Origin of the sequence: Metasolibacillus fluoroglycofenilyticus, assembly GCF_003049645.1 — a bacterium.
GTDB classification, from domain to species: Bacteria; Bacillota; Bacilli; order Bacillales_A; family Planococcaceae; genus Metasolibacillus; species Metasolibacillus fluoroglycofenilyticus.
Window position 1 is genome coordinate 53,710 of sequence record NZ_PYWK01000005.1, and the last position, 26,764, is coordinate 80,473.

General features: G+C 37.6%; 20 protein-coding genes. 13 read left to right on the plus strand and 7 right to left on the minus strand.

From position 1 onward, the window contains the following. The first annotated feature begins 6 nt into the window (after positions 1-6). The gene (locus C9J36_RS14900; protein WP_107943607.1) at positions 7-1,224 is read left to right on the plus strand and encodes a cysteine desulfurase; all 1,218 of its coding nucleotides are present in this window, start codon (positions 7-9) and stop codon (positions 1,222-1,224) included. Between the two features lie 591 nt (positions 1,225-1,815). On the opposite strand, the gene C9J36_RS14905 is transcribed toward C9J36_RS14900, so the two are convergent. Next, positions 1,816-2,712 (minus strand): LysR family transcriptional regulator, encoded by an 897-nt coding sequence (locus tag C9J36_RS14905; RefSeq protein WP_066164657.1) that lies wholly within the window; start codon positions 2,710-2,712, stop codon positions 1,816-1,818. Between the two features lie 476 nt (positions 2,713-3,188). On the opposite strand from C9J36_RS14905, the gene C9J36_RS14910 reads away from it, so the two are divergent. Then, a complete protein-coding gene (locus tag C9J36_RS14910) occupies positions 3,189-3,731 on the plus strand; it encodes a DoxX family protein (protein ID WP_107943608.1) in 543 nt (180 codons plus the stop codon). A gap of 84 nt (positions 3,732-3,815) precedes the next feature. Here the strand turns inward: C9J36_RS14910 and C9J36_RS14915 are convergent, their stop codons facing one another. Then, positions 3,816-4,982: a GTP-binding protein gene (locus C9J36_RS14915; protein WP_107943609.1), complete on the minus strand. Its 1,167-nt coding sequence runs from the start codon at positions 4,980-4,982 to the stop codon at positions 3,816-3,818. A 170-nt stretch (positions 4,983-5,152) separates the two neighbouring features. On the opposite strand from C9J36_RS14915, the gene C9J36_RS14920 reads away from it, so the two are divergent. From C9J36_RS14920 to C9J36_RS14930, 3 genes are all read left to right on the plus strand, one after another. Continuing rightward, on the plus strand, positions 5,153-5,845 hold the full coding sequence (locus C9J36_RS14920) for a metal-binding protein ZinT (RefSeq protein WP_107943610.1): 693 nt from the start codon (positions 5,153-5,155) through the stop codon (positions 5,843-5,845). Positions 5,846-6,442: 597 nt separating this feature from the next. Then, entirely contained in the window at positions 6,443-7,567 is a 1,125-nt protein-coding gene (locus C9J36_RS14925; RefSeq protein WP_107943611.1) for a serine hydrolase, read from the plus strand. Between the two features lie 90 nt (positions 7,568-7,657). Next, the gene (locus tag C9J36_RS14930; protein ID WP_107943612.1) at positions 7,658-8,155 is read left to right on the plus strand and encodes a YehS family protein; all 498 of its coding nucleotides are present in this window, start codon (positions 7,658-7,660) and stop codon (positions 8,153-8,155) included. A 109-nt stretch (positions 8,156-8,264) separates the two neighbouring features. Here the strand turns inward: C9J36_RS14930 and C9J36_RS14935 are convergent, their stop codons facing one another. Continuing rightward, positions 8,265-8,660 carry a helix-turn-helix domain-containing protein gene (locus C9J36_RS14935; protein ID WP_066164679.1) on the minus strand — a complete coding sequence of 132 codons (396 nt, stop codon included), beginning with the start codon at positions 8,658-8,660 and terminating at the stop codon, positions 8,265-8,267. 142 nt (positions 8,661-8,802) lie between these two features. On the opposite strand from C9J36_RS14935, the gene C9J36_RS14940 reads away from it, so the two are divergent. From C9J36_RS14940 to C9J36_RS14950, 3 genes are all read left to right on the plus strand, one after another. Further along, entirely contained in the window at positions 8,803-9,411 is a 609-nt protein-coding gene (locus C9J36_RS14940) for a restriction endonuclease subunit S (RefSeq protein WP_066164681.1), read from the plus strand. Between the two features lie 172 nt (positions 9,412-9,583). Further along, complete coding sequence (locus C9J36_RS14945; protein ID WP_107943613.1) at positions 9,584-10,696, plus strand: GGDEF domain-containing protein; 1,113 nt, start codon at positions 9,584-9,586, stop codon at positions 10,694-10,696. Positions 10,697-10,765: 69 nt separating this feature from the next. Further along, on the plus strand, positions 10,766-12,661 hold the full coding sequence (locus C9J36_RS14950; protein WP_066164955.1) for a PrkA family serine protein kinase: 1,896 nt from the start codon (positions 10,766-10,768) through the stop codon (positions 12,659-12,661). A 176-nt stretch (positions 12,662-12,837) separates the two neighbouring features. Here the strand turns inward: C9J36_RS14950 and C9J36_RS14955 are convergent, their stop codons facing one another. Continuing rightward, positions 12,838-13,674, minus strand: coding sequence for an alpha/beta fold hydrolase (locus C9J36_RS14955; RefSeq protein ID WP_107943614.1), 837 nt, complete (start codon positions 13,672-13,674; stop codon positions 12,838-12,840). Between the two features lie 529 nt (positions 13,675-14,203). Between C9J36_RS14955 and yhbH the strand changes: the two genes are divergently transcribed. The 3 genes from yhbH (at position 14,204) to C9J36_RS14970 (ending at position 17,112) form a co-directional block, all read left to right on the plus strand. Further along, positions 14,204-15,355: a sporulation protein YhbH gene (yhbH, locus tag C9J36_RS14960; RefSeq protein ID WP_066164958.1), complete on the plus strand. Its 1,152-nt coding sequence runs from the start codon at positions 14,204-14,206 to the stop codon at positions 15,353-15,355. Next, positions 15,355-16,719, plus strand: a complete 1,365-nt coding sequence (locus tag C9J36_RS14965; protein WP_066164692.1) for a SpoVR family protein — start codon at positions 15,355-15,357, stop codon at positions 16,717-16,719. Before yhbH ends, C9J36_RS14965 begins: the two co-directional genes overlap by 1 nt. Before the next feature lie 90 nt (positions 16,720-16,809). Next, positions 16,810-17,112, plus strand: coding sequence for a YunC family protein (locus C9J36_RS14970; protein WP_066164960.1), 303 nt, complete (start codon positions 16,810-16,812; stop codon positions 17,110-17,112). Between the two features lie 336 nt (positions 17,113-17,448). Here the strand turns inward: C9J36_RS14970 and C9J36_RS14975 are convergent, their stop codons facing one another. Next, on the minus strand, positions 17,449-19,107 hold the full coding sequence (locus tag C9J36_RS14975; protein WP_235616095.1) for a ribonuclease J: 1,659 nt from the start codon (positions 19,105-19,107) through the stop codon (positions 17,449-17,451). 153 nt (positions 19,108-19,260) lie between these two features. Between C9J36_RS14975 and C9J36_RS14980 the strand changes: the two genes are divergently transcribed. Further along, a complete protein-coding gene (locus tag C9J36_RS14980; protein WP_107943616.1) occupies positions 19,261-20,133 on the plus strand; it encodes a radical SAM/SPASM domain-containing protein in 873 nt (290 codons plus the stop codon). Positions 20,134-20,203: 70 nt separating this feature from the next. After that, positions 20,204-21,955 (plus strand): methyl-accepting chemotaxis protein, encoded by a 1,752-nt coding sequence (locus tag C9J36_RS14985; protein WP_107943617.1) that lies wholly within the window; start codon positions 20,204-20,206, stop codon positions 21,953-21,955. A gap of 401 nt (positions 21,956-22,356) precedes the next feature. Here C9J36_RS14985 and C9J36_RS14990 read toward each other — a convergent pair whose 3' ends face one another. Together C9J36_RS14990 and C9J36_RS14995 are read right to left on the minus strand one after the other, a co-directional pair. After that, positions 22,357-22,932 carry a metallophosphoesterase family protein gene (locus C9J36_RS14990; protein ID WP_107943618.1) on the minus strand — a complete coding sequence of 192 codons (576 nt, stop codon included), beginning with the start codon at positions 22,930-22,932 and terminating at the stop codon, positions 22,357-22,359. Positions 22,933-23,561: 629 nt separating this feature from the next. Next, complete coding sequence (locus C9J36_RS14995; RefSeq protein ID WP_107943619.1) at positions 23,562-26,621, minus strand: hybrid sensor histidine kinase/response regulator; 3,060 nt, start codon at positions 26,619-26,621, stop codon at positions 23,562-23,564. Positions 26,622-26,764: the final 143 nt, after the last annotated feature.

Genomic DNA, 26,764 nt, shown 5'->3' on the forward strand with positions numbered 1-26,764 from the left:
ATAATAATGGAATCAATCAATATACGAAAACAGTTCCCGATATTGAATCAAAAGATTCATGGGCATCCGCTAGTTTATTTGGATAACGCAGCGACAACACAGAAACCGCTTCAAGTCATTGAATCATTGCGACAATACTATGTACAAGATAATGCTAATGTACACAGAGGAGTGCATACATTAAGTTCACGTGCTACAGATGCTTATGAAGGAGCACGGAGAATAGTAGCCAATTTTCTTAATGCAAAGACGGAAAAAGAAGTTATCTTCACTCGTGGCACGACATCCTCTATAAATCTAGTAGCTAGTAGTTATGCGCGGGCTGTCTGCAAGGAAGGGGATGAAATTGTGATTTCCGAAATGGAACATCACAGTAATTTGCTACCTTGGCTACAAGTAGCAAAAGCAACGAAAGCTAAGTTGAAATATATCCCACTACAAAATGACGGAACATTTTCTATTGGAGATGCCGAGAAAGTAATTACATCCCATACGAAAGTTGTAGCCGTTTCGCATGTTTCTAATGTATTGGGAATTGCTAACCCAGTGAAACAAATGGCTGCAATTGCTCATAAACATGGTGCTGTCCTCATAGTGGATGGTGCACAAAGTGTCCCTCATATTAAGGTGGATGTTCAGGATTTGGGCTGCGATTTCTATGCCTTTTCAGGTCATAAGATGTGTGGACCAACTGGTATTGGAGTGTTGTATGGTAAAAAGAAATTGCTTGAGAAGATGGAACCAATTGAATTTGGAGGAGAGATGATTGATTATGTTGATTTATATAATGCATCTTGGAAAGAATCGCCGTGGAAATTTGAAGGAGGAACTCCAATTATCGCAGGTGCAATTGGTTTAGCTGCAGCTATTGACTTTCTAGAAGGAATAGGAATAGATGCGATAGAAAAGCATGATAAACAATTAACTAGCTATGCGGTGGGACAAATGAAACAAATTGAAGATGTGACAATGTATGGACCTGATGATGGGCGTTTAGGGTTGGTTACGTTTAATTTAGGAAATGTACATTCGCATGATTTAGCTACGGTTCTTGATACTTATGGTATAGCAATACGCGCTGGGCATCATTGCTGCCAACCGTTAATGCGACACTTTGGAGCTAGTGCTACTGCACGTGCCAGCTTTTACTTATACAATACGGAAGAAGATGTCGACCGCTTCATTTTAGCACTAAAGAAAACAAAAGAGTTTTTTAAAAGGTAATTTTATTTAAATAGCAGCGTAAATATACTCTATTTCGATGGATGGGTAAACGCTTGGTCACAAATGAAAGGCAAAGAAAATTTAGATTTATAAACAAGAGGGGATTTGATTATATGTGGGTGCCTAGAACTTTTCAATAGCGGGTTCTGAGGCAAGGGGAGGTGCTGGGATTTAAGCTAATTTAAAAACTTTCTAGGAAAAATGGGTGCTTGGTCTAAGCTCTACCACTAGTATAGTTGTGCACCATCCATATACGACGCAAAATATATTTCTTATACAATTAAATGATATTGAAGCACAGGTATATACAGCGCTTGGGAGATAAGTATTGTAGTGTTTGCCAGACCAATTCGGCACTTACATGATATAAGAGGGCTTGATTTCTTAATTGGTATTGAATGCCAAGAAGCGATTGCCTCAATAATTCAAAAGTTGCTGCAACAACGACAATTAGTGATAACTAAGAGAACCTATGTAATCATCCTGGCATCAAGTTTATTAATTATGAAAGAAGAAATTGACCAAGCCGTTAATCCCATTAAATTTGTACTAAAAAATATTGAAAACATAAAGATTATTCCTGATAATTTTCTAGTTAAAGCGTTCATCTTTAATTGTGTTAATCAATTGTTCCATAAAAACACGACTAGCAGCACATAAATGTTTGTTCTTGCGATAGGCGATGCCAATCTGTGTAGTGATTACCGGATCTTGAATAGGAATCGTTTTAATATGAATATTATCAATATAATCTAGGTAAGCCTTTGGTAGTATCGTAACGCCAACGCCTTTACTTACCATTTGAATGATAGATTCCATTGTCGTCATTTCAAGCACAGTTTTGGGTGTGAAATTCATTAAGCGGCACTGTTCGTTCACAACTTGTCGTAGAAAATAGGTTTCAGGCAATAAAATAGATGGTATCTCCTTTAAAACTTGAAGTGATACACATTGCTCTTTTGCAATGAAATGATCTATAGGTGCAGCAAAAGCAAGATTTTCTTTATAGAGAGGAATACCTTCTAGGTCTTCATGTTCCAATGGTAAAAAAACGATACCCAAATCCAATTCATTTTGTAAAAGTCCTTTGTAAATATCTCCGGTCCGTAGTCCTTGTACAGAAAGCTCTATATTAGGATAAGCATTGTGAAACCTGATAACTGTTGGGGGCAGCAAGTAATTAACAACTGTGAGTAGAGAGCCAATTTTGAGTGTTCCCCTCTCCAATCCCTGAAGCTCGCTAATTGCAGCACGTGCCTGCGAAATTTCATGAAAAACATTGTAGCTGTGATGGAGCAATGTTTTGCCTGCATCAGTAAGTATATTTTTTTTGCCAATGCGATCAAATAAAGGCATCCCTACTTCATGTTCTAACAAGCTAATTTGCTGACTAAGAGAAGGTTGGGCGATCCCCAGTTTCTCAGCCGCACGTGTAAAATGCAGTTCTTGACATAATACGATAAAGTATTCCAATTGTCTTAGTTCCATCGAACTTCCTCCCAATTATTTATATTCAAAATGATAGGTTTTAACTATAATTATATATTAATCCATTATGTATTTCTAAAAGAAATTAATCATGAATATTTTTATTGGTGTGAAATATATACAAAAGAACGATTTTCTATTCCATTAAGCCGTGGAGAAAAGGTAGTTATTGATTATATTTTACCAGTGAAATCAAAATTAAACGAAACAAAATTTTAGGGAATTGATTTTTGACAAAGAAAAAACATAGAAAATTATTAAGCATTCATTGAAAATAATAGTGACATGATAGTGAATATAAATCTCGCAAACAATTTATTATTCTCCTACATATAGATTAATGAATATAACAAAAGATTACTGATAAATAATGGGTATTTTAATATATTTATTCTTGCAATATCATTATTTACAGAACTCTATAGAAAGTTTTGCTATTAAAATATATAATGAATCTATAAGGAGAGGAAAAATTTATGAGAAATAAAACTACTATTTATATCCCTGAAAATCCAGTTTCAAGCTTTTTGTTTAGTGATACCCGCTCTGCAATTATTTGGTTAATTATTCGTCTTTATGTCGGGTACATATGGCTGACAGCAGGTTGGGGGAAAATCCAGAACGATGCATGGGTTGGTGAAAATGGAGGGAAGGCACTTGAAGGATTTGTAATGGGGGCACTTTCCAAATCACAAGAAACAGCAGATGTAACAGGATGGTATGCATCTTTTTTAGAAAACAGTGTGCTACCGAATGCAAAACTACTTTCGTTCGTTGTTGCGTACGGAGAGCTTTTAGTAGGTCTAGGATTGATTTTTGGCTTATTAACTGGGATTGCAGCCTTTTTTGGCGCATTTATGAATGTGAGTTTCTTATTTGCAGGAACTTTAAGTAGCAATCCATTGCTATTTATCCTTGCAACATGGCTAGTGCTTGCATGGAAGGTTGCCGGATGGTATGGACTGGACCGTTGGGCTTTACCGAAATTAGGCACACCTTGGAATAAAAAACTACAATGACTACCAATTAAATATGTTCATAAGCGCAGTTCAAATTTGAACTGCGCTTATTTTATGATTTTGTAGTTACTCCCTAGCGACAAATTAAATACTTGCAACAAAAGGGGGTAATGGGTCAATAAACTGCAGCCAATTTTGCTGCATTTCATTATCAGTTAACAAGCATTCATCTAATTGCTGCGTAATTTTTGAAGCATCTAAATCGATACCAATAAAGACGATTTCATTTTGTTTACCACCGAATTGCTCATGCCAACGTAGCTGTAATTCGGGGTCCTGTTCAAAAGCTATTTTTTGCATATGCTTTGGTAAATCCACAAGCCATTGCCCAGCAGCCTGAAATTGAATTGATGCTCCTGCTTGGGAAACTAATCCAGCAAGCCAGAAAAAACCTTTAGAGCGGATAATTTCACTTGGGAAGCTAGCTAACCAATCATGCCAGCGTTCAGGGTGAAACGGACGTTGACGTCGATAAACAAAGGAAGATATGCCGTATTCCTCGGTTTCGGGGATATGTTCATTATTAAGCTCTTTAATCCAGCCAGCGCTCATGCTCGCATTTTCAAAATCAAATAATTTACGATTTAGTATATCATTTAATGGGACTTGTCCGTTCATAGCAGTAATAATTTCAGCATCTGGATTGAGCTTTTTTAACAGTTCCTTCAGCGCGCCAATATATGATGGATTGACAATATCTGCTTTGGAAATAATAAGAATATTAGCGAATTCTATTTGATCAATAAGTAAATCAGAAACATCACGTTGGTCCAATTTGTCATCTGTTTGAGCTCGCTCTAACAATGTTTCACCGCTTTCATAGTCATCCATAAAACGTGCTGCGTCCACGACTGTTATCATGGCATCAATATAGCAACGATTATTCAATGTAATATTGAGAGAATCATCAGCTATCGTTAAAGTTTGTGCTACAGGTAAAGGCTCTGAAATACCTGTTGATTCAATTATTATTCCATCTAACTCTTGATTTTGCAGCAATTTATCTACTTCAATTAATAAATCTTCACGTAAAGTGCAGCAAATACAGCCATTTGTTAATTCAATAAAGCTCTCCTCCGTGCGAGAAAATCCACCATCTTCAATGAGCTGTGCATCGATATTAATCTCACTCATATCGTTGACAATAACAGCAAGTTTGCGCCCCTCCCGATTAGCTAAAATATAATTTAATAATGTCGTTTTGCCAGCTCCTAAATAACCGCTTAGTACAGTAACAGGAATTTTTTTCATTAATGAACACCCCTAAAAAGTAATGATTACGATTTATAATATATAATTTATTTAGTATATTTGTCAATATAAATAGTAATGATTACGTTTTGTGAATAAAATTGTTTACAAAAAGTAATGATTACTATATAGTTTTAAATCGTAGTCATTACGATTTAAGGAGGAGTATTATGAATAAAAGATGGTTAATGCCATTTGCGGCTGCTACAATGGCTTTTACTTTAGTTGCATGTCAAGAGGAGGCAAAGGAGGATAGGGAAGTAGGCTCTGAGGCTACAGACCATAGCCATGACCATAATCATGACCACGGGGAACAAACAGAGCAAGACAAACAAATTGCTAAAGGCTATTTTGAAGATAGTGATATTACAAATCGTCCATTAACAAATTGGCAAGGTGAGTGGCAGTCGGTTTATCCATATTTACAAGATGGCACACTTGATAAGGTCTTTGAGCATAAAGCATTACATGGAGATAAAACGGCAGAAGAATATAAGGAATATTACACAATTGGTTATCAAACAGATGTCACGCATATTGATATTACTAATAAGACTATGACATTTCATAAAGATGGGGAAATGCTGACAGGGACATATGAGTACGATGGATATGAAATTTTAACATACGAAAAAGGGAATCGTGGCGTTCGTTATATATTTAAGCAAATTGACAATGATTCCAAAGCACCGAAATATGTTCAGTTCAGCGATCATATTATTTCTGATAAAGTATCAGGACATTTCCATATTTACTTTGGCGAAGATCGTGCAAAATTATTAGAAGAAATGGAAAATTGGCCAACATACTATCCAAAAGCATTAACTAGAGAAGAAATTGTTGAAGAAATGAATGCCCATTAATAAAATTTTGTAAACACTTTAGGCAAAGAAAATGAAGGCGTCTGAAAAGCGTGCAAAGCACTGTTTTTCAGATGCTTCTTTTGCTTTTTATCAGGCGTGTTGATTATAAAAAGGATATGGATGCGTGTGTTTTAAGGTAGAGAATGCACTGTTAATAAAGGATTTACTTGTTGATTGGAGTGAAGGGGGGCGAGTGTTCCTGCGATTACTCGTCGCAAAGCAAAGCCTTCCAGCAGGACAAAGTGTAGGGAGGCTAAAACCCCCGCGTCCTGCGGCAACGCCTCCATGACCAACATCCTGTTGACCTCGAGCTGAAAATCCATTTATTTCGGTGACAACCGAAATAAATTAGTTGAGGTCGTGCCTACGGAAAGCGTCCCCCGCAACGGAAATCAACAAATTTCCTAGGCTCTTTTTGTAAAATAAAGGCTAATCAACACATCTGGCTCTTTATTAAAATAATACCTATTTTCCCCATTGCTTTTAAGCTACCTCGTGCCCCGTTTATTTTTTCAACAAACTGACAGCGATAGCATGAAACTTTAAAAGAGATAAAACGTAAAGGTAGTAATTAGAAATAAAGGGAGGGGCACTCAATTGAAAATAGTTATATGGAGCATTGTAAGTATCGTCATTGTGCTTGTTCTAATAGTCGGCATAGGGATGTATATGTTCACTAAAGAAATAAAAGCTGAACAACCTGAATATATCATTGATTTTCTAAAAGAAAATGCAGCGAAAGGTAATGTTGCCATGGTGATTAATTACAATGATGAGCATTGGGTTAATATTAATGAGAAGGAGCCATTACCTTTAGCAAGTACGGTAAAAATTATTGTTGCAATTGAGTATGCACAGCAGGCAGCTGATGGGAAAATTGACCCGAATCAAATCATCAGCTTAGAGGAGCTGGATAGATTTTATATTGCTAAAACAGATGGGGGGGCACATGAGGCTTGGCTAACCGAGGTGCAAAAGGAATATGAGAAAGAGGGAGTTCCATTGTATGAGGTAGCAAATGGAATGATTGCCTATAGCTCAAATGCCAATACGGATTATTTAATCTATCGATTAGGCTTGGAAAATTTGAACGAAACATTAAAGAAATTAGAGCTAGTTCATCATGATGAGATTTATCCATTAACAAGTCCGTTATACATACCATTTCAGTTAATGAGCGAGCAAAGCTTGTCTAGTAAGGAATTGCTAGTAGCGATGCAAGAGATGGATATGGATGAGTACCGACAACGAGCAACTGCTATTCATAAAAATTGGCTTACAGAGCCATTGACTGAGCAAGAGAAGGAACAAGTACGAAAAACATTGACAATGGATATTCAAAAGGTTTGGTCAGACCGACTACATCGTTCTACAACAAAGGACTATGCTGCGATTATGAAAAAGCTAAATGATAAATCTTATTTTAGCGAAGAGGTTTATAAATATCTTGATCCGGTCATGGAGCAATTAATGCAACGACCGAGTAATAGTGAGTTATTTGCACAGCTAGGGCAAAAGGGCGGTTCAACAGCATTTGTTTTAACAATTGCTATGTATGCAACAGATAAGGAACAAAACAGGACAGAGTTAGCCTTCTTTGCAAATGATTTATCAATATTGGAGCAAACAAAGTTAGCTAAAAACTTGAATAGCTTTCAATTAGCCTTTTTAACAGAAGAACAGTTTCGTGTAAAGGTGAGAAGTGAACTAGTTGGGCTTTGAGAAACCTTTGTTGTTTACTAATGCTAACGAATATCAAATTTTTTTGATACAATAAGGTGAAACTTCAAGCAGTAAGGAGACATATATTTTATGACAAACAACGATATTTTAATTCGCCTACGCTATGCGTTTGATATTAAAAATATAGATATGATAGAAATTTTTAGGCTTGGTGGTATAGGAGTCACAAAGGATGATGTGACGAATATGCTAATTAAGGTGAAAGAAGATGATGAAGCACCTGAAAATTATAAAAAATGTAATAATAAAATGCTTGAAGCATTTTTGAATGGTTTTATTACATTTAAGAGGGGCCCTCAGCATACGGCTGAAGGGGAACCAGTAGCACCACCAAAAGCGACAGGTCAAGAAAGCTCGAATAATATACTATTTAAAAAAGTGAAAATCGCCTTGGCATTAACGAGCGAAGATGTTATTGCGCTAATCGATGATGGTGGAGGTATTAAAGTGTCGAAGGGTGAGATTGGGGCAATTTTACGCAATCCAAGTCATAAAAATTATAAAGAATGTGGCGATAGCTTTGCACGTTACTTTTTAAGAGGGCTAACAAATAAATATCGCGCATAGTATTGCATCATAAAAAAAGAAAGGGCTGTCCGAAAGTTTTTTTCGGGCAGCCTTTAAATATTTGCTAAAAATTATTACTTCTGCGATTACCAGCCGTAAAGGGAGTGCCTCAAAATGGCTTGTCTGACACACCCTTCTTTTTTATTTGGGCATCCATCGTATCTAAAAAATCCTTAGTAATGCGAACGACATATTTTACTTCGTCTAAGTTACGGTCTCTAAGAAGTGAATGATGGATGCTCAACATTAAATTTTTCTCTTCGATATCTGCAACATTTGCTAAAGTTTGAAAATTAAAAAGTTCATCTGGTGCAATATCTAATGCATGCATTAAGCTTTCTAGCGTGCTTAATGTAATATTTGATTGCCCATTTTCGATATTGGAAATACGTCCTTTACTAAAGCCAATTTTACCTGTTCTTTCTGCTACTTCCTCTTGACTCAATCCCTTTGCAATTCGAATTGCACGAAGCTGTTCTCCCACTAGCTTTAAAAAATCTGACATATCATTTCACCTCTAAGTTAAAAGCTAGTGAAAAACATTTTAAATGGAGATACCTTTAAAATAGTACATTAAGTAAAAGTTATATTATAATGGTACAAATGGAGTAGGATATATTAATTATATAAATAGGAGGAGTATTTCAATGCAACAATATAAATTGGGGGATATTGTAAAGGTTGTAGCAGGAACAGCTATACCACCTACATGTTTTTTCAATAATGAGGGCATATCGTTAATCAATAGTAAAAATTGGGGACTGCTGGCAAGTATGCAACACTTACCGAAAATTCAGCCTGATGCGAAACAGGATATGTATTTAACGAAAGTGCCGGCAGGAGCAATTTTAATATATCCAGTGCAAGGCGCATATCATATTTGCCAGCAGGAGCTCTACATTGGAGAAAATATTATGGCTATTATCCCAAACGAATCAATTATTTTAAGTGAATATTTATTTTATTATTTACAGGCACAATCATTGGAATTTGAAGAGTTTGAGCAGCAAATTATAGAGCTTCCTACAATTGAAACGCAGCAGGAGATTATCACTCACTTAGTGAGATGGCAAGCTATTTCTGAGCAAGTACAAACTATACTTACAGCATTGCCGCAATTAGAGCAATATATGCTAACAGAAAATCTATATTGGCTACGACTACAAAAAGAACAGCAAGAATTAACAGAGAAATTTAATTGGATGGGCGATATACATAAAATATTACTGTATACGATGCGAAAACAGGTAAATTGAATATTTAATTTCTTTCAGCGGGCATCCCGACACCCGCTGAAAAAGAGAAACTCAATCTTCGAATGCATCGATTGAGTGACCGACCTCATGTTGACCAGAGTTTTTAAAAAGGAAATCCGCTGAATCAAAACTAAAGTTAACCTGATAATTTCTGTATAGGGGGAGGAGTGTAATGGAAATCGCCATACAACAAATTAATAAAAAATTTACAATGCAAAATATGTATCGTGCTAAATATTTTGCTTGGATAGCCATTATATTTGAGTCGCTATTAATCGTAATAAACGTTGTGCAAAGTAAAGTTACTTGGAATATTTATTTGTTTTTTTATTTGCTTTTGCTTGTATGCTCTATTTTATTTCTTTTGTTGTTAAATACAATAGATAAAAAACTACATCATTATCGGTTAATCAAATACACTATGTGGGGTTATTATTGCTTTACACTGATGTGGGGAGCCACAATTACTTTGTTAGACCAAAATTCTTACGGGCAAGTAACTGCCTATTTAATTAATTTATTTGGTGTCGCAATTATGTACCATGTACGTCTAAAATATTTTATTTTTCTCCAAAGCATTCCTACGCTCTACTTGCTAGGTGGCTTAGCTATTATACAGCTTGATAAAGCAGTTGTATTTGCGCATATGATTAATATTGTATTATTTATTGTTATTAGTGTGGCAGGCTCTTATTTCATTTATCAAGGCTATTATAAGCTGTTTGAGCAGGAGCAACTATTATTACAAGCAAATAATCAATTGGCAGGGATGAATGGTGATTTGCAATTATTAGCTACACATGACGAGCTAACAGAGATGCCCAATCGCCGTGGCTTATATGATTATGTAGAGGCTACAATGGGCACTGGGCCACGCCATGTAACAGCGATGTTATTGGATATCGATGCCTTTAAGCATTTTAATGACTATTATGGCCATTTAGAGGGGGATAAGGTATTGCGGGAAGTTGCCGCGATTTTGAAGGAGCTTGCGGGGGAAGGTTATTTCGTAGGACGCTTTGGCGGAGAGGAATTCATTTATTTAATGTTTGATATGGAACGTAAAACGGCGCTACATTTTGCGAATAAAATATGCAAAGTGGTTGAACGACAGCGGATTCAACATAAGGCTTCACCAATTTCGCCATATGTGACCGTTAGTATTGGAATTGCTGTGAATCCCCTTTGCACAAAGGATGATTTGCATCAATTATTTCAGGATGCGGATGCTGCATTATATAGCGCTAAAAAAGCTGGACGTAATCGCGCGGAGCTATCTATATAGAATAATTGGTAATCAACAACCGACCACGTTCATACGATGTAAAATAAAGGCTTGAATGGAGGAAAAGCGATTAGCATTTTAAATAAAATTAAAAACTACAGGGAAGAAGAAAATCGCCTGAAGTGGGAAGGTAGCTTTGCGGATTATTTGGAAATTATTAAAGAGCGACCAGAAGTTGCACAAACTGCTCATTCACGTGTTTATAATATGTTAAAAACTGCAGGTGTCGAGGAGCAGGATGGACAAAAGATGTATCATTTTTTTGGCCACGAAATATTTGGATTAGAGACGGCTCTTGAACGATTGGTAGAGGAATATTTCCACCCTGCTGCAAAACGACTCGATGTGCGCAAGCGAATTTTATTGTTGATGGGGCCTGTGAGTGGCGGGAAATCAACGATTGTGACGATGCTAAAACGAGGCTTGGAGCGCTTTACACGTACAGAGAGCGGAGCGGTTTATGCCATTAAAGGCTGTCCAATGCATGAGGACCCATTACATTTAATTCCCCATCATTTGCGAGATGCTTTTTATGAGGAGTACGGGATTCGGATTGAAGGAAGCTTGTCACCATTAAATACGATGCGCCTTGAGCAGGAATATGGCGGACGCATTGAGGAAGTGCGAGTGGAGCGTATTTTCTTTTCGGAGGATCGCCGAGTAGGAATAGGTACATTTACCCCATCTGATCCAAAATCGCAGGATATTGCCGATTTAACGGGGAGCATCGACTTTTCGACGATTGCCGAATATGGCTCGGAGTCTGACCCGCGTGCTTATCGCTTCGATGGGGAGCTGAATAAAGCAAATCGAGGTATGATGGAGTTTCAGGAGATGCTTAAGCTCGATGAAAAGTTTTTATGGCATTTATTATCATTAACGCAGGAGGGCAATTTTAAAGCAGGACGCTTTGCTTTAATTAGCGCGGATGAATTGATTGTCGCTCATACGAATGAAACCGAATACCGCACATTTATCGCCAATAAAAAGAATGAGGCTTTACATTCACGTATTATCGTTATGCCGATTCCTTATAACTTAAAGGTGAGCCAAGAGGAGCGTATTTATGAAAAAATGATTCATGACAGCGATATGGCACATGTACATATCGCACCACATGCGCTCAAAGTTGCTGCGATTTTTTCTGTTTTAACGAGATTAGAAGTGCCGAAAAAACAAGGTGTCGATGTTGTTAAAAAGATGCGTCTTTATAACGGGGAGAGCATCGAAGGTTATAACGAGGTCGATATAGAGGAATTGAAAAAGGAATATCCAAATGAAGGAATGCAAGGCATTGACCCACGCTATGTAATTAATCGGATTTCCTCCGCTATTATTCGTAAGGAAGTACCATCAATCAATGCATTAGATGTGCTACGTGCCTTGAAGGACGGCTTAGACCAGCATGCCTCTATTTCAGAGGAGGACCGCAAAAAATATATGAATTATATTGCGGTCGCTCGTCGAGAGTATGATGAAATCGCGAAAAAGGAAGTGCAAAAAGCCTTTGTTTATTCCTACGAGGAATCTGCTAAAACATTATTGAACAACTATCTTGATAATGTCGAGGCATTTTGCAATAAAAACAAGCTGCGAGACCCATTAACAGGTGAAGAAATGAATCCAGATGAAAAGCTAATGCGCTCAATTGAGGAGCAAATCGGTGTATCTGAAAACGCGAAAAAGGCATTTCGCGAAGAAATTTTAATTCGCTTATCCGCCTTTGCAAGAAAGGGCAAGCGCTTCGACTATCATTCACATGACCGTTTGCGTGAAGCGATTCAGAAAAAGTTATTCGCTGATTTGAAGGACGTCGTAAAAATTACAACCTCCTCACAAACACCAGACGAGGCACAATTGAAAAAAATCAACGAGGTTGTCGCAACGCTCGTCGATGAGCACGGCTACAACACAACCTCAGCCAACGAGCTACTGCGCTACGTAGGCAGTTTATTGAATCGTTAAGGAAAGGGAGCGCCCAAAAGGTTGTGCAGTTGCTGACTTAATCCAAATTTTAAGAACGTGGAATAAATCTAAAAAAACGTGGAATAAAGGCTCGGAAACGTGGAATAAAACCTTAAAAACATGGAATAGAAACCAAAAAGAGCAGTATGGGAAACGATTTTCCCATACTGCTCTTTTTACTTAAAAGTCGTTGCTATAAATTGATGGAATTCTTTTTCTTCTTCGATGAAAGGCGAGTGATTACTCTGCCTAAAGGTTTGTAGTGTAGCATTCGGCATAAGTTCGGCTGCCTCGGCAGAAAATTCATACGGGCATTGTGCATCGTGCAAACCGCAGTAAATATAGGCTGTCGTAGCAGCATCCGGCAATTCAGGTCGCAGGTCATATGTAGGTAGCTCTTCATATGAAAAGTAATCAAGCCGTTTTGATACGGTTTTTCCACTATTAGGACGGCTTAACATCGCGTCATAATGCTTTTCATGATAGAGGGACATTAAAGCCCATTCTTTGTTACCAGCACGTCTTTCTTCAAGTGTCGATTGTGGATTTCTAAGCATCGCAATAATTTCCTTAATGCGCGGATTATTAGAGTTAGTTGGGCAATAGATACTGCTAGGATGTCGCATATATTCAGAAGAAGCACATAACCCTCCAGCAACAATATGTACAAGACTATTTGGATACATTGTGGCGTATTTTAATGCCAGCATTCCCCCAGTTGAGTGCCCAGCAAATATCCATTTCTCCAATCTAAGCGCCAGACGAATTGCTTCTAAATCATCAACTGTATGTCCCATGCTATAGTTAAATTTAGAAAGGTCATCTGTAGAATTGCCACAGCCTCTTAAATTAACTAAATAAACTGTCGCATGCTCCGTGAACAAATCTGCAAATATATTACCTCGTACATCATATTCACTATATAGATGTGTAACACATACTGGTTGTCCATGCCCTTTTTTAAACACCTCAAAAGTGCCACGCGCTGTTTCAATCATACATTGCTCCCACATTTGCAATACCTTCTTTCTAGTTTTCTCTATTTCTATTATACAGCGATTAACGTCTTTCAACACTGTTTTCTGGAACGAGTAACCGCAGGAGCAAACTCTTTTTGTATCGACAGCGAAGCATCGAATGCAGAAATTGCCCATCTTCATAGATGGCAGTTAGAATGCATCTATTAGGCTATTTTTCAGCAGGTGTTCAAACATTTGTTGAAAAATAGGAACCCAGTCTAAGGTCATTACAAACTAAAATAACGGCTGAGTAATCAACAACGTGTTGGCTAGACTTCTGGCGAATATCACAGATTGGTCTGCACGACGTAGGTCAATTATTGTGTCGGCGTTAGGTTAACCTTCCCCTCATTTGCTCGAAAAGAGTTTGGACAAGAGCTAGCTGGGGCGTAGTTGATTTTAATCATAACTGATTTATTTCAAGAATAAAGTTCAAAATTTGGTCAAGGGTGCATAGTATAAAGTGAAACTTCAATCAGTAAGAGGTTTCAAAAAAGCGAATTTGCAGATGGGTGTGGATAAAATGAGTGACAAGCAGCAACATCAGTTCATTATCTCAAAAGAAAATTGGTCCCTCCATCGTAAAGGATATCAGGACCAAGAACGCCATCGACAGAAAATTGACGAGGCAATTAAAAATAATTTACCAGAGTTAATTAGTGAGGAAAGCATTATTTTGTCTAAGGGGCGAGAGGTGATTAAAATTCCAATTCGTTCTTTAGATGAATATAAAATTCGTTACAATACAGATAAATCAAAGCATGTTGGGCAAGGACAGGGGGATAGCCAAGTTGGCGATGTCGTTGCGCGGGATGGTAAAGCACAGCAAGGACAAGGAAAAGAGGCAGGCAAGGAAGCGGGAAAAGACTATTACGAGGCAGAGGTGCGGCTGGAGGATGTGGAGGAAATATTATTTCAACAGCTAGCTTTGCCTAATTTACAACAGAAAGAAGTAGCAAATATAGCGACAAATAAAATTGAGTTTAACGATATTCGTAAAAAGGGTCTAATGGGCAATATCGATAAAAAGCGGACTATTTTAACGGCAATTAAACGTAATGCGATGAAAGGAAAGCCGGCAATTAACCCTATTCACCAAGATGATTTACGCTTTAAAACATGGGATGAGGTTGTGAAACCAGAATCGCGTGCAGTTGTATTAGCAATGATGGATACAAGTGGTTCGATGGGTATTTTTGAAAAGACTTGTGCACGAAATTTTTTCTTTTGGATGACGCGTTTTTTACGTACGAAATATAGTGCTGTTGATATTGAATTTATCGCCCACCATACAGAGGCGAAAGTTGTAACGGAAGAGGAGTTTTTCACGAAAGGTGAAAGCGGCGGCACGATTTGCTCCTCAGCCTATGCTAAAGCATTGCAATTAATAAATGAAAAATACCCACCATCACGCTACAATATTTATCCGGTTCATTTTTCAGATGGAGAAAATCTATCATCAGATAACGAGCGCTGTCTACAATTAATAGAGCAATTAATGGAAATTTCCAGCATGTTTGGTTATGGCGAGGTGAATGCCTATAGTAGAACATCTGCACTAATGTCCGCTTATAGTAAAATTGAGCATCCGAAGTTTCGCCATTATATTATTAAGCGAAAATCAGAGGTTTACGATGCGCTAAAAAGCATTTTTAAAAAAGAAGGAGTGCAGTAATGGAAAAGGCGCTGCAAAAAGCGATTGACGAAATTACTGAGGTGGCAACTGGTTTTGGCTTAGATTTTTTCCCGATGCGCTATGAAATTTGCCCTGCAGATATTATTTATACATTTGGTGCTTACGGTATGCCTACACGTTTTACGCATTGGAGCTTTGGCAAGCAATTTCATCGCATGAAGCTACAATATGATTTAGGCTTAAGTCAAATTTACGAACTTGTTATTAATTCAAATCCTTGCTATGCATTTCTCCTTGATACGAATACATTAACGCAAAATAAATTAATTATTGCACATGTGCTAGCGCATTGCGATTTTTTCAAAAATAATGTGCGTTTTTCCAACACGCGCCGCGACATGGTGGAAAGTATGACCGCAACAGCAGAGCGCATTGCTAAGTATGAGCTGTTGTACGGTAAAGATGAGGTGGAACAGTTTTTAGATGCAGTGCTAGCGATTCAAGAGCATATTGACCCAGCTATTATCCGTCCGCAAATCGTAGAGGAAGAAAAACAGGAAGCCCCAAATATTCGCTCTACGCCATACGATGATTTATGGCATATCGACGAGCCACGTCAAAAGCCCGAGTCGCCACAAAAAAAGAAAGCATTCCCACCAGAGCCAGAAAAGGATTTGCTTATTTTTATTGAACAGCATAGTCGAGAGCTTGAGGATTGGCAGCGTGATATATTGACGATGATGCGGGAGGAAATGCTTTATTTTTGGCCACAGCTTGAAACGAAAATTATGAATGAGGGCTGGGCAACCTATTGGCATCAACGTATATTAAGAGAGCTAGATTTAACAACGGCGGAAACGCTAGATTATGCAAAATTGAATGCGGGCGTCGTACAGCCATCAAAAACATCGATTAATCCATACTACCTCGGTCTGAAAATTTTTGAGGATATTGAGGAGCGCTATAATAAACCGACAAAGGAGATGCAAAAGCGCGGTATTAAGCCGAACTCAGGACGGGAGAAAATATTTGAAGTGCGAGAAATCGACTCAGACACATCCTTTCTACGCAATTATTTAACAAAGGAGCTTGTGGAGCGAGAGGATTTATACGTATTTGCGAAAGAGGGCAACGAATATCGCATTACCGATAAAGAATATGAATCTATAAGCAATCAATTAGTATCGATGCGTGTCAACGGTGGCTTCCCATATATTGTTGTGGTGGATGGAGATTTTAAACGAGGTGGCGAGCTCTATTTAAAGCATTGTTATGAAGGGATGGAGCTAGACCAGCAATATTTAGAGGAAGTGCTACGTTATATTTATAAATTATGGGGGCGCCCAGTGCATTTAGAAACGTATGTTGATGGTGAGATTGTGATGTTCTCGTGTAGAAAATAGTGCCAGGCACTCACACAATTTACACACAATTTCGTAGGCACATCTTTTCACTTGTTGCCATATGTATACAACAAGAGAGGAGAGGTGCATATCGTCGCAATTGAAGCTTTGCATATTAAGGGACATTCTTTTACAGCAGTCACGGTTTATTTGCCAAACACAACTTTATTAACCGTGTCGAATGATCAGGGCTATATAATGTGTGGTGCGCTTGATATTACGTTATTAAATGAGCGTTTAGCCGAACGTAAAATTATTGCTGGACGCGCGGTCGGGGTAAAAACAATTGATCAATTGTTAAAGGCGCCCCTCGAATCCGTCACATATGAAGCAGAAAAACAGGGGATTGTACCCGGAATGACGGGAGAGGAAGCGCTATTAAAGATGATTTAACTTCTTTCAACAATATTTACTGCGACGAGTAATCGCAGGAGCCGATGTTTACTACGACAACAATAGTGACAATACCGCAGAAACAAAATTATTTTTATAGTGAAAGGGAAATTTTCGTTTCTTCGCTTTCATTTAGAGAGGGGCTGTCCAAAAAGGCAGCCCCATCTTTTCAATTATCATTTATTCACTTTCATTCGAAGGGAAATCTGCTAAATCGAGTGATTCTCCTATTTTCAAAGAATCCACTTGCTATTTTATCCGAGTGAATTCTTTCAAGAAACACTACCAACAGCGTGCAAAAAGCAGGCAACTGCACGGTTTTTTGCACGCCCTTTTTCAAACGGCAATAATAATTGGCAAAATCATTGGTTTTTTACGTGTTACAGTGAAAAGGTATTGACCAACTGATTTTTTGATGGCGTGCTGCATACCTCTAATATTTATATCTTTAAATGGCTGAATAGATGCGAGGACGAGGTCGTTTATTTCCAACAGTAGGCCCTCTGCATTTTTTGCATAAACAAAGCCTCGTGAAATCGTGTCAGGGGCAGCTAGTGGTTGTCCGTTTTCTTGATCAAGAGTTAAGACGATAACGAGCATGCCATCTTCAGCTAGCTGCTGACGATCGCGCAGGACGATATTTTCAACCTCTCCAGTGCCTACTCCATCCACATATGTTTCTCCAGCGTGAACAAGGCGTGTTTGCTGCGCAGTGGATTGTATAAAATCGACAACCTCTCCGTTTTTCAAAATGAAAATATTTTCAGCCTCTACACCAACTGATTGCGCTAACTGTCGGTGTTTGTAAAGCATGCGATATTCCCCGTGTATCGGAATCAAATATTTAGGCTTCATAAGTGTCAGCATGAGCTTTAAATCTTCTTGATAGCCGTGTCCAGAAACGTGCATGCCTGTTGTGCTAGCTGAACCGTAAATAACATTTGCACCGAGATAAAATAAATCGTCGATAATTTTAGAAACATTTTTTTCATTTCCCGGTATAGGTGAAGTTGCAAAAATAACTGTATCGTTTTGGTGCACTTGCAAGTCGCGCTGTCGCCCATTAGCTAAACGGGCAAGTGCAGCAAGTGGCTCGCCCTGACTCCCAGTACATAAAACGACAATTTGCTCTGGAGCAAGGTGCTGGGCCTCGCGTACATCGACTAATAAGCGATGTGGAATGCGTAAATAACCTCGCTCAATGGCGACAGATACGACATTTACCATACTGCGCCCTAGTAAGACAAGCCTGCGATTTGTGTCAATCGTTGCTTCAACGATTTGCTGTATCCGATTGACGTTGGAGGCAAAGGTCGTCACGAAAATTTTATTTGTCGCCTTCGTGAAAGCATCTTTTAGATTTTCACCTACAAGCTGCTCGGATGGTGTCATACCAGGGCGCTCTGCATTGGTGCTTTCAGAAATAAGCGCCAGTACTCCTCGTTCTCCAATAGCCGCCATTTTATGAATATCAGACGCTTTATCGTTGACGGGCGTGAAATCAAATTTAAAATCTCCCGTATGCACAATATTTCCTTGTGCTGTCTGAAAAACAATGCCTAAGCAATCGGGTATACTATGGTTTATGTTAAAAAAGCTAATTGTTGCTGATGAAAATTGCAGGCTTGCATTTTCATCAATTTCGATTAACTGTGTGTCCCGTAAAAGCTTATGCTCCTTCAATTTCAATTCAATTAAGCCAAGTGTAAAACGACTCGCATAAATAGGCACATTCAATCTTTGTAAAACATATGGAATTCCACCAATATGATCCTCGTGCCCATGTGTTACAATCAGTGCACGAATACGGGCATGCTGCTGCTGTAAATAAGTGATATCTGGAACGATTAAATCCACGCCTAACAAATTATTATTCGCAAATTTAGCGCCGCAATCAATAATAAAAATATCTTCCTCACATTCAATTACATACATGTTTTTGCCAATTTCATTCATACCGCCTAAAGCATAAATTGCTAGTGTATTTTCAGTCATAGTCAATATACATTCCTCCTCTTCTTAAATATGGCTACGAAAGAGAGGAAATATACAGGAAAGTTGCGTTTGGCAGTGAAGCATTTCACATGCAAAGAAATAAAAATTTGATAAGATAGAGTAGGCGAATAATTTTGAAATGGTGATTTATATATGAAAACATTTAAAAAAGTGTATATCGAAATAACAAGCGTTTGCAATTTAGCCTGTAGCTTTTGCCCACCAACTGCAAGAGCAAAAGGCTTAATTAAATTAGAGCAATTTAATAAAATATTAGATGAAATTAGGCCACATACAAAATATATCTATTTACATGTCAAGGGAGAGCCATTACTTCACCCACGCATTGATCAGTTGCTTGATGCCGCACATGAAAAAGGCTTTAAAGTTAACATTACAACGAATGGCACACTCATAAAAAAAAATTTCCACAAGCTATTAGGGAAGCCTGCTTTGCGCCAAATTAATTTTTCCCTCCACAGTTTTGACGGTCATGAAGGTTCTGAAAATCGAGAAAAATATTTAGGTGATATTTTACATTTTGTACGTGAGGTTCAACAGCATAATGTCATCATCTCCTATCGATTATGGAATTTACAGAAAAATGAGGTTCCCGATATTGTGGCAAGAAGAAACCGAGAAACGTTAGAAATGCTTGAACGCGAATATCATTTAGACTATTTGATTGAGGAGCGTGTGGAGCCGGGGAAGGGTATAAAAATTGCACGCAATATTTATTTAAACCAAGACCATGAATTTAGGTGGCCAAGCCTTCTAGCACCAGAGGATGACGGTAAAGGCTTTTGCCATGCACTTCGTAGCCATGCTGCTATTTTAGTAGATGGGACAGTAGTTCCTTGTTGTCTAGACGGAGAGGGCGTTATTGATTTAGGAAATATCCATGAAACATCGTTTAGCGATATTGTCGATAGTGAGCGGGCGAATCGCATCGTAGAGGGTTTTTCTCGCCGTGAGGCAGTAGAGGAATTATGTAAAAAATGCGGTTATCGTCAAAAATTCGGTTGATTGTCCATTAGCAAATTGTTTAGGTTTCGTCTAGAGGAAAAATATCTGGCAGAAGGGAAATGAATAAGCTATGTTTGGTAGAAAAAAAGGCATTGAACAGTACGATTACTTTCACCAGCAGCAATATTCAGATATTAAAACAAACGAACGTTTTCAGGAAAAGCTAGATTTTCTAGCTGTTTCTCAAATTCGACGAGAATCCGTAAAAAGGATAGCTGATATTTATCATCAGCATCACCAGTATATATTAGATAATTTTTATAGTCGTTTGTTGGATATTGAAGAGTTCAATCAAATTATCCATCAGCATACTTCTATAGAGCGTTTAAAGAAAGTTTTTGACCAACATTTTAAAAGCTTGTTTGAAGATGAACTAAATATTGATTATGTTTTTAAACGTAGGCAAATTGCTTATACACATGCACGGATAGGCGTATTGCCAAACTGGATGATTTCAGCCTACACATTAATTAATCAATTAATCATTCCGCTTATTGTGAAAGAATATCGGAAAAATCCTGTGCAAATGCTAGATATTATTTTAGCCTACGATAGTTTAGTAACAATTGACCAACAAATTATTGTCGAAACATATATTGAAATACAGGGTAGCTCGGTAGTAAATGGTTTAGGAGAAATTATTCAATACAACACAGAGCTTGAGCAAATTAAGGAGTTAGTAGATTTTCAAGGCACGCAACAGCAGGACATTATTTCGACAAGTGACTTAATGGGCGAGCTAGACGCAAGTATTGAGGAAGTATCCGCCTCTATTGAGGAAATATCACAAAGCACCCAGCACTCGCTAGGCAAATTAGGTGAGGATATAACTGCGTTAGAGGACATTACTGCTATGCTGCAACAAACGGACCGAGGACAACAGCAGGTGCAGCAAGATGTTGGGCAGTTAATGGAGCGTGTGACACGGGTTACACAATTAATCACATTAATTAAAGGCATTGCTGACCAAACAAATTTACTAGCATTAAATGCGTCAATTGAGGCAGCACGTGCAGGAGAGGCGGGCAAAGGCTTTGCTGTAGTAGCGGATGAAATCAGAAAGCTAGCGGACGATACTAAACAATCTGTAGAAGCAATTAACACTGATATTCAAGAGCTTTTACATATTACGAATAATATTGAACTACTTACAAAGCAATCTGCACAGGATTTACATGAAGGTGTATCCGATGTGCTTCGTATTTCACAAACCTTGTCAGCATTAAATCAAAGCTTACAGGAGCAGGGAGCTCATTTTACTGAGATTGCGACGGCTACGCAGCATCAAGCAACAGTCGCTTCAGATATTTCGACGCGCAATCATAATCTTCGAGACAGCACAGTTCACAGCAAGGACATTACTTTTGATACGGGTGCAGCGATTTATAAGCTTAGTAAAATGATTGAGGAATATCGTTCGACGACAATTGCGAAAAACTTTATTCTCAGCCAAGAGGATATTATCGCACTCAATATTACCGACCATCTTTTATGGCGCTGGCGCATTTATAATTTAATGCTTGGCTTCGAGCAAATGACTGAAAGCGATATTGAATCACCAAAAGAATCACGATTAGGTATATGGTATTACGGTATTGGCAAGGAATTATTAGCAAATGAACGAGCATATAAAGAGTTAGAGCAACCCCATATTGAAGTACATGATATTGCCAAAAAAGCAATCAGAGCCTATCATCAGGGCGACAGAAAATTAGCAGAAAATTATTTAGACAAGCTAACAGTAGTATCCAATATTGTAATTGAGAAATTACAGGAACTACAGGTTATATTCATTAATGAAAAGAAAAAATATATAAAGTAAATCACCGAATACCCGGTTAATAGGGAAAAAAACGAAGCGGGCTGTCTCAAAGTGGAGCTTTTTCTCGACACAGTTAGAAATTGGCTTTCTCCTTATTTTCTTTTAAAATTAAAAGAAAGCTGCGAAGTTCTATTTTATCTATATAATTCTTTGATGAAACATCAGCAAAAGGAGTTGTCCGAAAAGCCCGTTTTTTTGACACCGCATTGAAATAAATGTTTTCATCCCTTCCCTTTTACTGAGGGATAACGCAGCTAAACCAATGCCCATCCCATTTTTAAAAGAGGCGTTTTCTGTTTATATGGATCAACATTTTGTGAAACATCATCGCTACTGTCCAAAATGCCGGCTATGCATAGCTTTTTGGACAGCCCCAACTGCTTCTTCCACTTTCTAATCAATTACGTTACCCGCATAAATGTAACAGTCATTGCCTCGCTATCATACAAGCACCAATCCAGTGTTTCAACAACAGCTCCCACATTAATTACATAATGCCTGTCCCCGACAAAGAGGGGTTGATGATAGGGAACTGCTGTGCGTGTACCATCAATATAAATAGCTGCTCGATGGCTATGACCAAAAAAGACTAATGGGGTATTAAATTGTGGGAAGGTCGGCTCAAATTGCTCATTCCACTCAAATTGATGCCCATGAATAAGCATAGCATTCTCTATATAAAGCTTTTCCTCATATTGTAAAAAATACTGTGAGCCTGTTACAAGAGCGATACGCTCTTCTTGATTGCCAATAACAGAAGGAAAGGTTAGTAACCTCTCAAACTCCTTTTTAATAATTGCCGCTTCCTTTAAAGGAATATTGCGAGCTGTTAATGCCTTGCGCTTGCCTATTATGCACTCATATAAATCGCCTAGAGCGAGCAACGCAGCATCTGGCGCAACCTCCTGTATATGCTGTAAGACAAGCTCTGTATGCTTTTTATGTGAATGTAAATCTCCAAAAATTGCATATTGCAATGAAATCACCTCATTCTTCATCTTAGTTTTTTAAGCCCTTAACGGCAAGGGGGAATATCCCTTGAGATATAGGGCGCTAAAGAAGCATTCGAAATATTAAACAAACCTCAAAGGGGGCTTCCTAAATGCTGTGTATAGCTAACATTTTGGATGCTGCCGATGGTGCTTTAGCAAAAGGGCTGCTAGAGGGCTTTCTCTGAAAATGAGTAAAACAAAGGATTGAGCAGTGTTTCCTGTAAGTGAAAGAGAAGAAGCGAAAATCCCACTTTCAATGCGAATCCTTCTTGGGCAGCTTCGTGTATATCGTGAGGAGAAATTAAAAATGATTGTATTTTGAATGAAAGAAAGTTTGGATTATGGAGGAACTAAAATTTTTCTATAAAAAGTATCGGGTTAGGGAGTTGTCCGAAAAGTCCATTTTGTTTTGACACCTTATTGAAATAAATGTTTTCATCGCTTCCCTTTTACTGGAGGATAACGTTGCTAAAACCCATGTTCATCCTATTTTTAAAAGAGGCGTTCTCTGCTTATATGAATCAACATTTTGCGAAACATCATCGCTACTGTCCAAAATGCAGGCTATGCACGGCTTTTTGGACAGTCCCTTGCCCGACACTTTATTTTAGCATTTATTTAATTAAAGAGGTGTGGGAGTTGGGGATGATAAATGTAACTGTTGTTCCAACTCCAACCATACTTTCTATAACTAGCTCTGTGCCGAAAATTTGTTTTATGCGCTGTTCGGTATTAATGAGACCAACACCGCCTTGCTTGCGAGGACCAGATGTATTAAAGCCAGCTCCGTTGTCAATAATCTTTACTTTATATTCTTCGACAGATTCCGTAATACGAATCGTAATCGTACCGCCTTCCCGCTGTGGTGAAATGCCGTGACGGATTGCGTTTTCTACTAATGTTTGAATAGAGAGGGGTGGCACATTTAATATTAAGCCCTTAGGTATATCCCATATAATTTGAATCCTATCCCCAAAGCGAATTTGTTCAATTTCTAAATAAGAGCGTACAAGCTTTAACTCATACTCAATTGGGACAACTAAATCTACATTTTGAAAGTCGAAGCTCATTTGTAAATAATTACCGAAGGCAAGTAATAGCTTCTCCATCTTGTTATTATCCACACCGTGCAAGGAAATAATTGCATTTAATGTGTTGAAGAAGAAGTGAGGCTGAATTTGTGCTTGCAGCCATGCAGCCTCAAAGCGCAATCGCTCCTCACTTGACTGCTTTACTTGAATAAGTGCATCGACACGTGATTTGAGCTCAATATATTCAATTGGCTTTTTCACATAGTCATTTGCACCATTTAAGAAAGCAAGTCGAATATCTTCACTTTGTTGACGCGCTGTTAAGAATAAAATAGGTAGTTCTGAAATTGAAAATTGCTCGCGAATTTGTTTCGCTAATTCATAGCCTGACATATGTGGCAACATAATATCTGAAATCACTAAATCATAGCTATGTTCACAAATTTTTTCAAGGGCTTCTGTGCCATTTAAGGCTGTATCAATTTTATAGGAAGCTGTTGATAACACTTTCAATAGTACTTGTAAGCTTAAAGGATCTGCATCCACAATTAAAATATTTGCCAAGCTAACTGGGGGAGTAGCTTTATCCTCTGTGGAAGCCAGTTCCTGCTCCACAACGGTTAAATCATCCTGTAAAAAAATATACTTCGATAATGTACTGCTAGTAGTAGCCTCAACCTGATTTACTGTTAAGCCCTTTGCAATTGGTAAAGAAAATGTAAAGCAAGAACCTTCATTAATTACAGAAGTCACAGTAAGGGAGCCATCATGTAAGTCTATAATTTCTTTGCAAATGCTTAATCCGAGCCCCAATCCTATATGGCGAGAGGATTTAACATTTGCGTCAGCTTGCTCATACGGTTCAAATATAAGTGCTTGCTTGCTCTTTTCAATTCCAATCCCTGTGTCTGTAATAGAAATAAATAGCTGATTGCCTATCGCTTTGGCATGAATTGTTATAGTGCCTTGTTCGGTAAATTTAATGGCATTATGAATTAAGTTAATAAACACTTGAATAAGTCGATTTTCATCAGCCAGCACTGGTGGTAAATCTGGCGGTAAGTCAATAATGAGTTTTATTGGATTTCCTTTAATTGTAAGCTGAAACATATCGCAAACGCTTGCCGCAATATGTTGTATGTTAATTGGCTTAATTTGCAAATTAAGCGTTCGTTCTTTTAGATGAATTAAATCTAGTAAACCGTCCAGCATAAACGACATATGATGACCGATTGTCACTAAAAGTCTTAAATCATGCTGCTCTTTTTTTGCTAATAGCGATTGCGCAATACTTAGCATATGCTGGAGCGGTGTACGCAGTTCATGAGATGTATTAGCGAGAAAATCATCCTTGCGATACATTTCTTGTTGAAGCTTAATGGAAAGCTGCTTTGATTGAACAGATATATGAAAATAACGCATAAACCAAAAACCAGATAAGGCTGTAATCGCAATGAGCAAATCAAAAGGATAATGACTATAGGGTGTTGTTAATGATCGATTAATAATAATAAATAATGAGTTATTAATAATCGCTGTAGCTGTTAAAAGCAGTATGATTGTGCCTCTCTGTCTAGATATCGCTACTTTATAAATAATCATTGCTAGAATGATAGGTGAAATGAAAAATAATAAATAGAAAATTATTTCTGTATAGAAAATATAGTCAATAGGTGCAACCGCTATAAATAATAAGTAAATAAAGCAAAAGGCGATAACCGTATTCAGTAGTTTTGTATTCACAAAGTTTTTTATTAACTCATTTAAAAATAAAATAAACCAAAGCATCGTCATAATATATGAAAAGAAAAACAGTTTCGTCGACGAAATCCAATCGAGCGGTACATACCATAAAAGTAACTTATTGCTAGATACAACAATCGTAACAAATGTTGATAGAACGAGTAATGAAAAATAGAGCAACACAGTTTCTCGTATACCAATAATAAATAGTAAAATCGTATAAAGTAGATAAAACAGAAAAATAGCACAAACAATAATTTGTGTAACAGCAGAATACCACTTTAAATTTTCGATAGAATGCAAATCACCAAAAACAAGTGATTTTGTTAAACCGCCAGATGTATGCTCATTTGTGTGAAAGCCGGCAATAATAATTTCATTATCTCCAGGTTGTAGTGAAAAATAATAAGTAACAGGTCTAGTATCCGTGCCAGTTTTTCTTAAATTAACCAAGTTACCGTATCCACCAACTTGTGTATTATTAACAGAAAGTGTATAGGAGGATAGGCTAGCAGGTATTGTCAGACCGTAAAGTGTGTCTGAATCTGGTGCATTGGTAATTTTTAAATAGTATGAGCCATGAGGTGTCGTAGCAGGTTTGCGTTTTATGTACGTGTCCCATGTTTCGGGTAAATGTGAGTATAGAGGAGTGGAATTTTTATTTTTTGTCGTAACAAGTATAGTGTTGGGGAAAAACTCCCACTCTCCATCAAGATACACTTTGAAGCTTTTGCTGTTATTAATTTGTTCAAAATCCATAACCCCTTGTTGAATTTCGACTTCGTCTGCGAATGAAAAATAGTTGACCCAACTTAAGCGCATAAAAAAAAGCAGTAAAAAAAATAGCAAAGCGATAGCAATAATTTTCAGCTTGTAATAATAATCCTGTTTTTTTATCATAATTAATAGAACTCCATATTTTCTTTTAATTTCCAATTAAATGTTGACGAATTAGTACGATATAAAAATATGTTACACTAAATAGAGAGCTTAACCAATAGTTAATATTGTAATAAGTTAGTAGAAATATAAAGAGGTGTCAA

Excerpts from the sequence above, each read along its gene's own strand:
- C9J36_RS14945 (WP_107943613.1), top strand. The coding sequence starts at position 9,584 with ATGGAAATCGCCATACAACAAATTAATAAAAAATTTACAATGCAAAAT.
- C9J36_RS14995 (WP_107943619.1), bottom strand. The coding sequence starts at position 26,621 with ATGATAAAAAAACAGGATTATTATTACAAGCTGAAAATTATTGCTATC.
- C9J36_RS14975 (WP_235616095.1), bottom strand. The coding sequence starts at position 19,107 with ATGACTGAAAATACACTAGCAATTTATGCTTTAGGCGGTATGAATGAA.
- C9J36_RS14900 (WP_107943607.1), top strand. The coding sequence starts at position 7 with ATGGAATCAATCAATATACGAAAACAGTTCCCGATATTGAATCAAAAG.
- C9J36_RS14930 (WP_107943612.1), top strand. The coding sequence starts at position 7,658 with ATGACAAACAACGATATTTTAATTCGCCTACGCTATGCGTTTGATATT.
- C9J36_RS14940 (WP_066164681.1), top strand. The coding sequence starts at position 8,803 with ATGCAACAATATAAATTGGGGGATATTGTAAAGGTTGTAGCAGGAACA.
- C9J36_RS14915 (WP_107943609.1), bottom strand. The coding sequence starts at position 4,982 with ATGAAAAAAATTCCTGTTACTGTACTAAGCGGTTATTTAGGAGCTGGC.
- C9J36_RS14905 (WP_066164657.1), bottom strand. The coding sequence starts at position 2,712 with ATGGAACTAAGACAATTGGAATACTTTATCGTATTATGTCAAGAACTG.
- C9J36_RS14920 (WP_107943610.1), top strand. The coding sequence starts at position 5,153 with ATGAATAAAAGATGGTTAATGCCATTTGCGGCTGCTACAATGGCTTTT.
- C9J36_RS14955 (WP_107943614.1), bottom strand. The coding sequence starts at position 13,674 with ATGTGGGAGCAATGTATGATTGAAACAGCGCGTGGCACTTTTGAGGTG.
- yhbH (WP_066164958.1), top strand. The coding sequence starts at position 14,204 with ATGAGTGACAAGCAGCAACATCAGTTCATTATCTCAAAAGAAAATTGG.
- C9J36_RS14910 (WP_107943608.1), top strand. The coding sequence starts at position 3,189 with ATGAGAAATAAAACTACTATTTATATCCCTGAAAATCCAGTTTCAAGC.
- C9J36_RS14980 (WP_107943616.1), top strand. The coding sequence starts at position 19,261 with ATGAAAACATTTAAAAAAGTGTATATCGAAATAACAAGCGTTTGCAAT.
- C9J36_RS14985 (WP_107943617.1), top strand. The coding sequence starts at position 20,204 with ATGTTTGGTAGAAAAAAAGGCATTGAACAGTACGATTACTTTCACCAG.
- C9J36_RS14935 (WP_066164679.1), bottom strand. The coding sequence starts at position 8,660 with ATGTCAGATTTTTTAAAGCTAGTGGGAGAACAGCTTCGTGCAATTCGA.
- C9J36_RS14965 (WP_066164692.1), top strand. The coding sequence starts at position 15,355 with ATGGAAAAGGCGCTGCAAAAAGCGATTGACGAAATTACTGAGGTGGCA.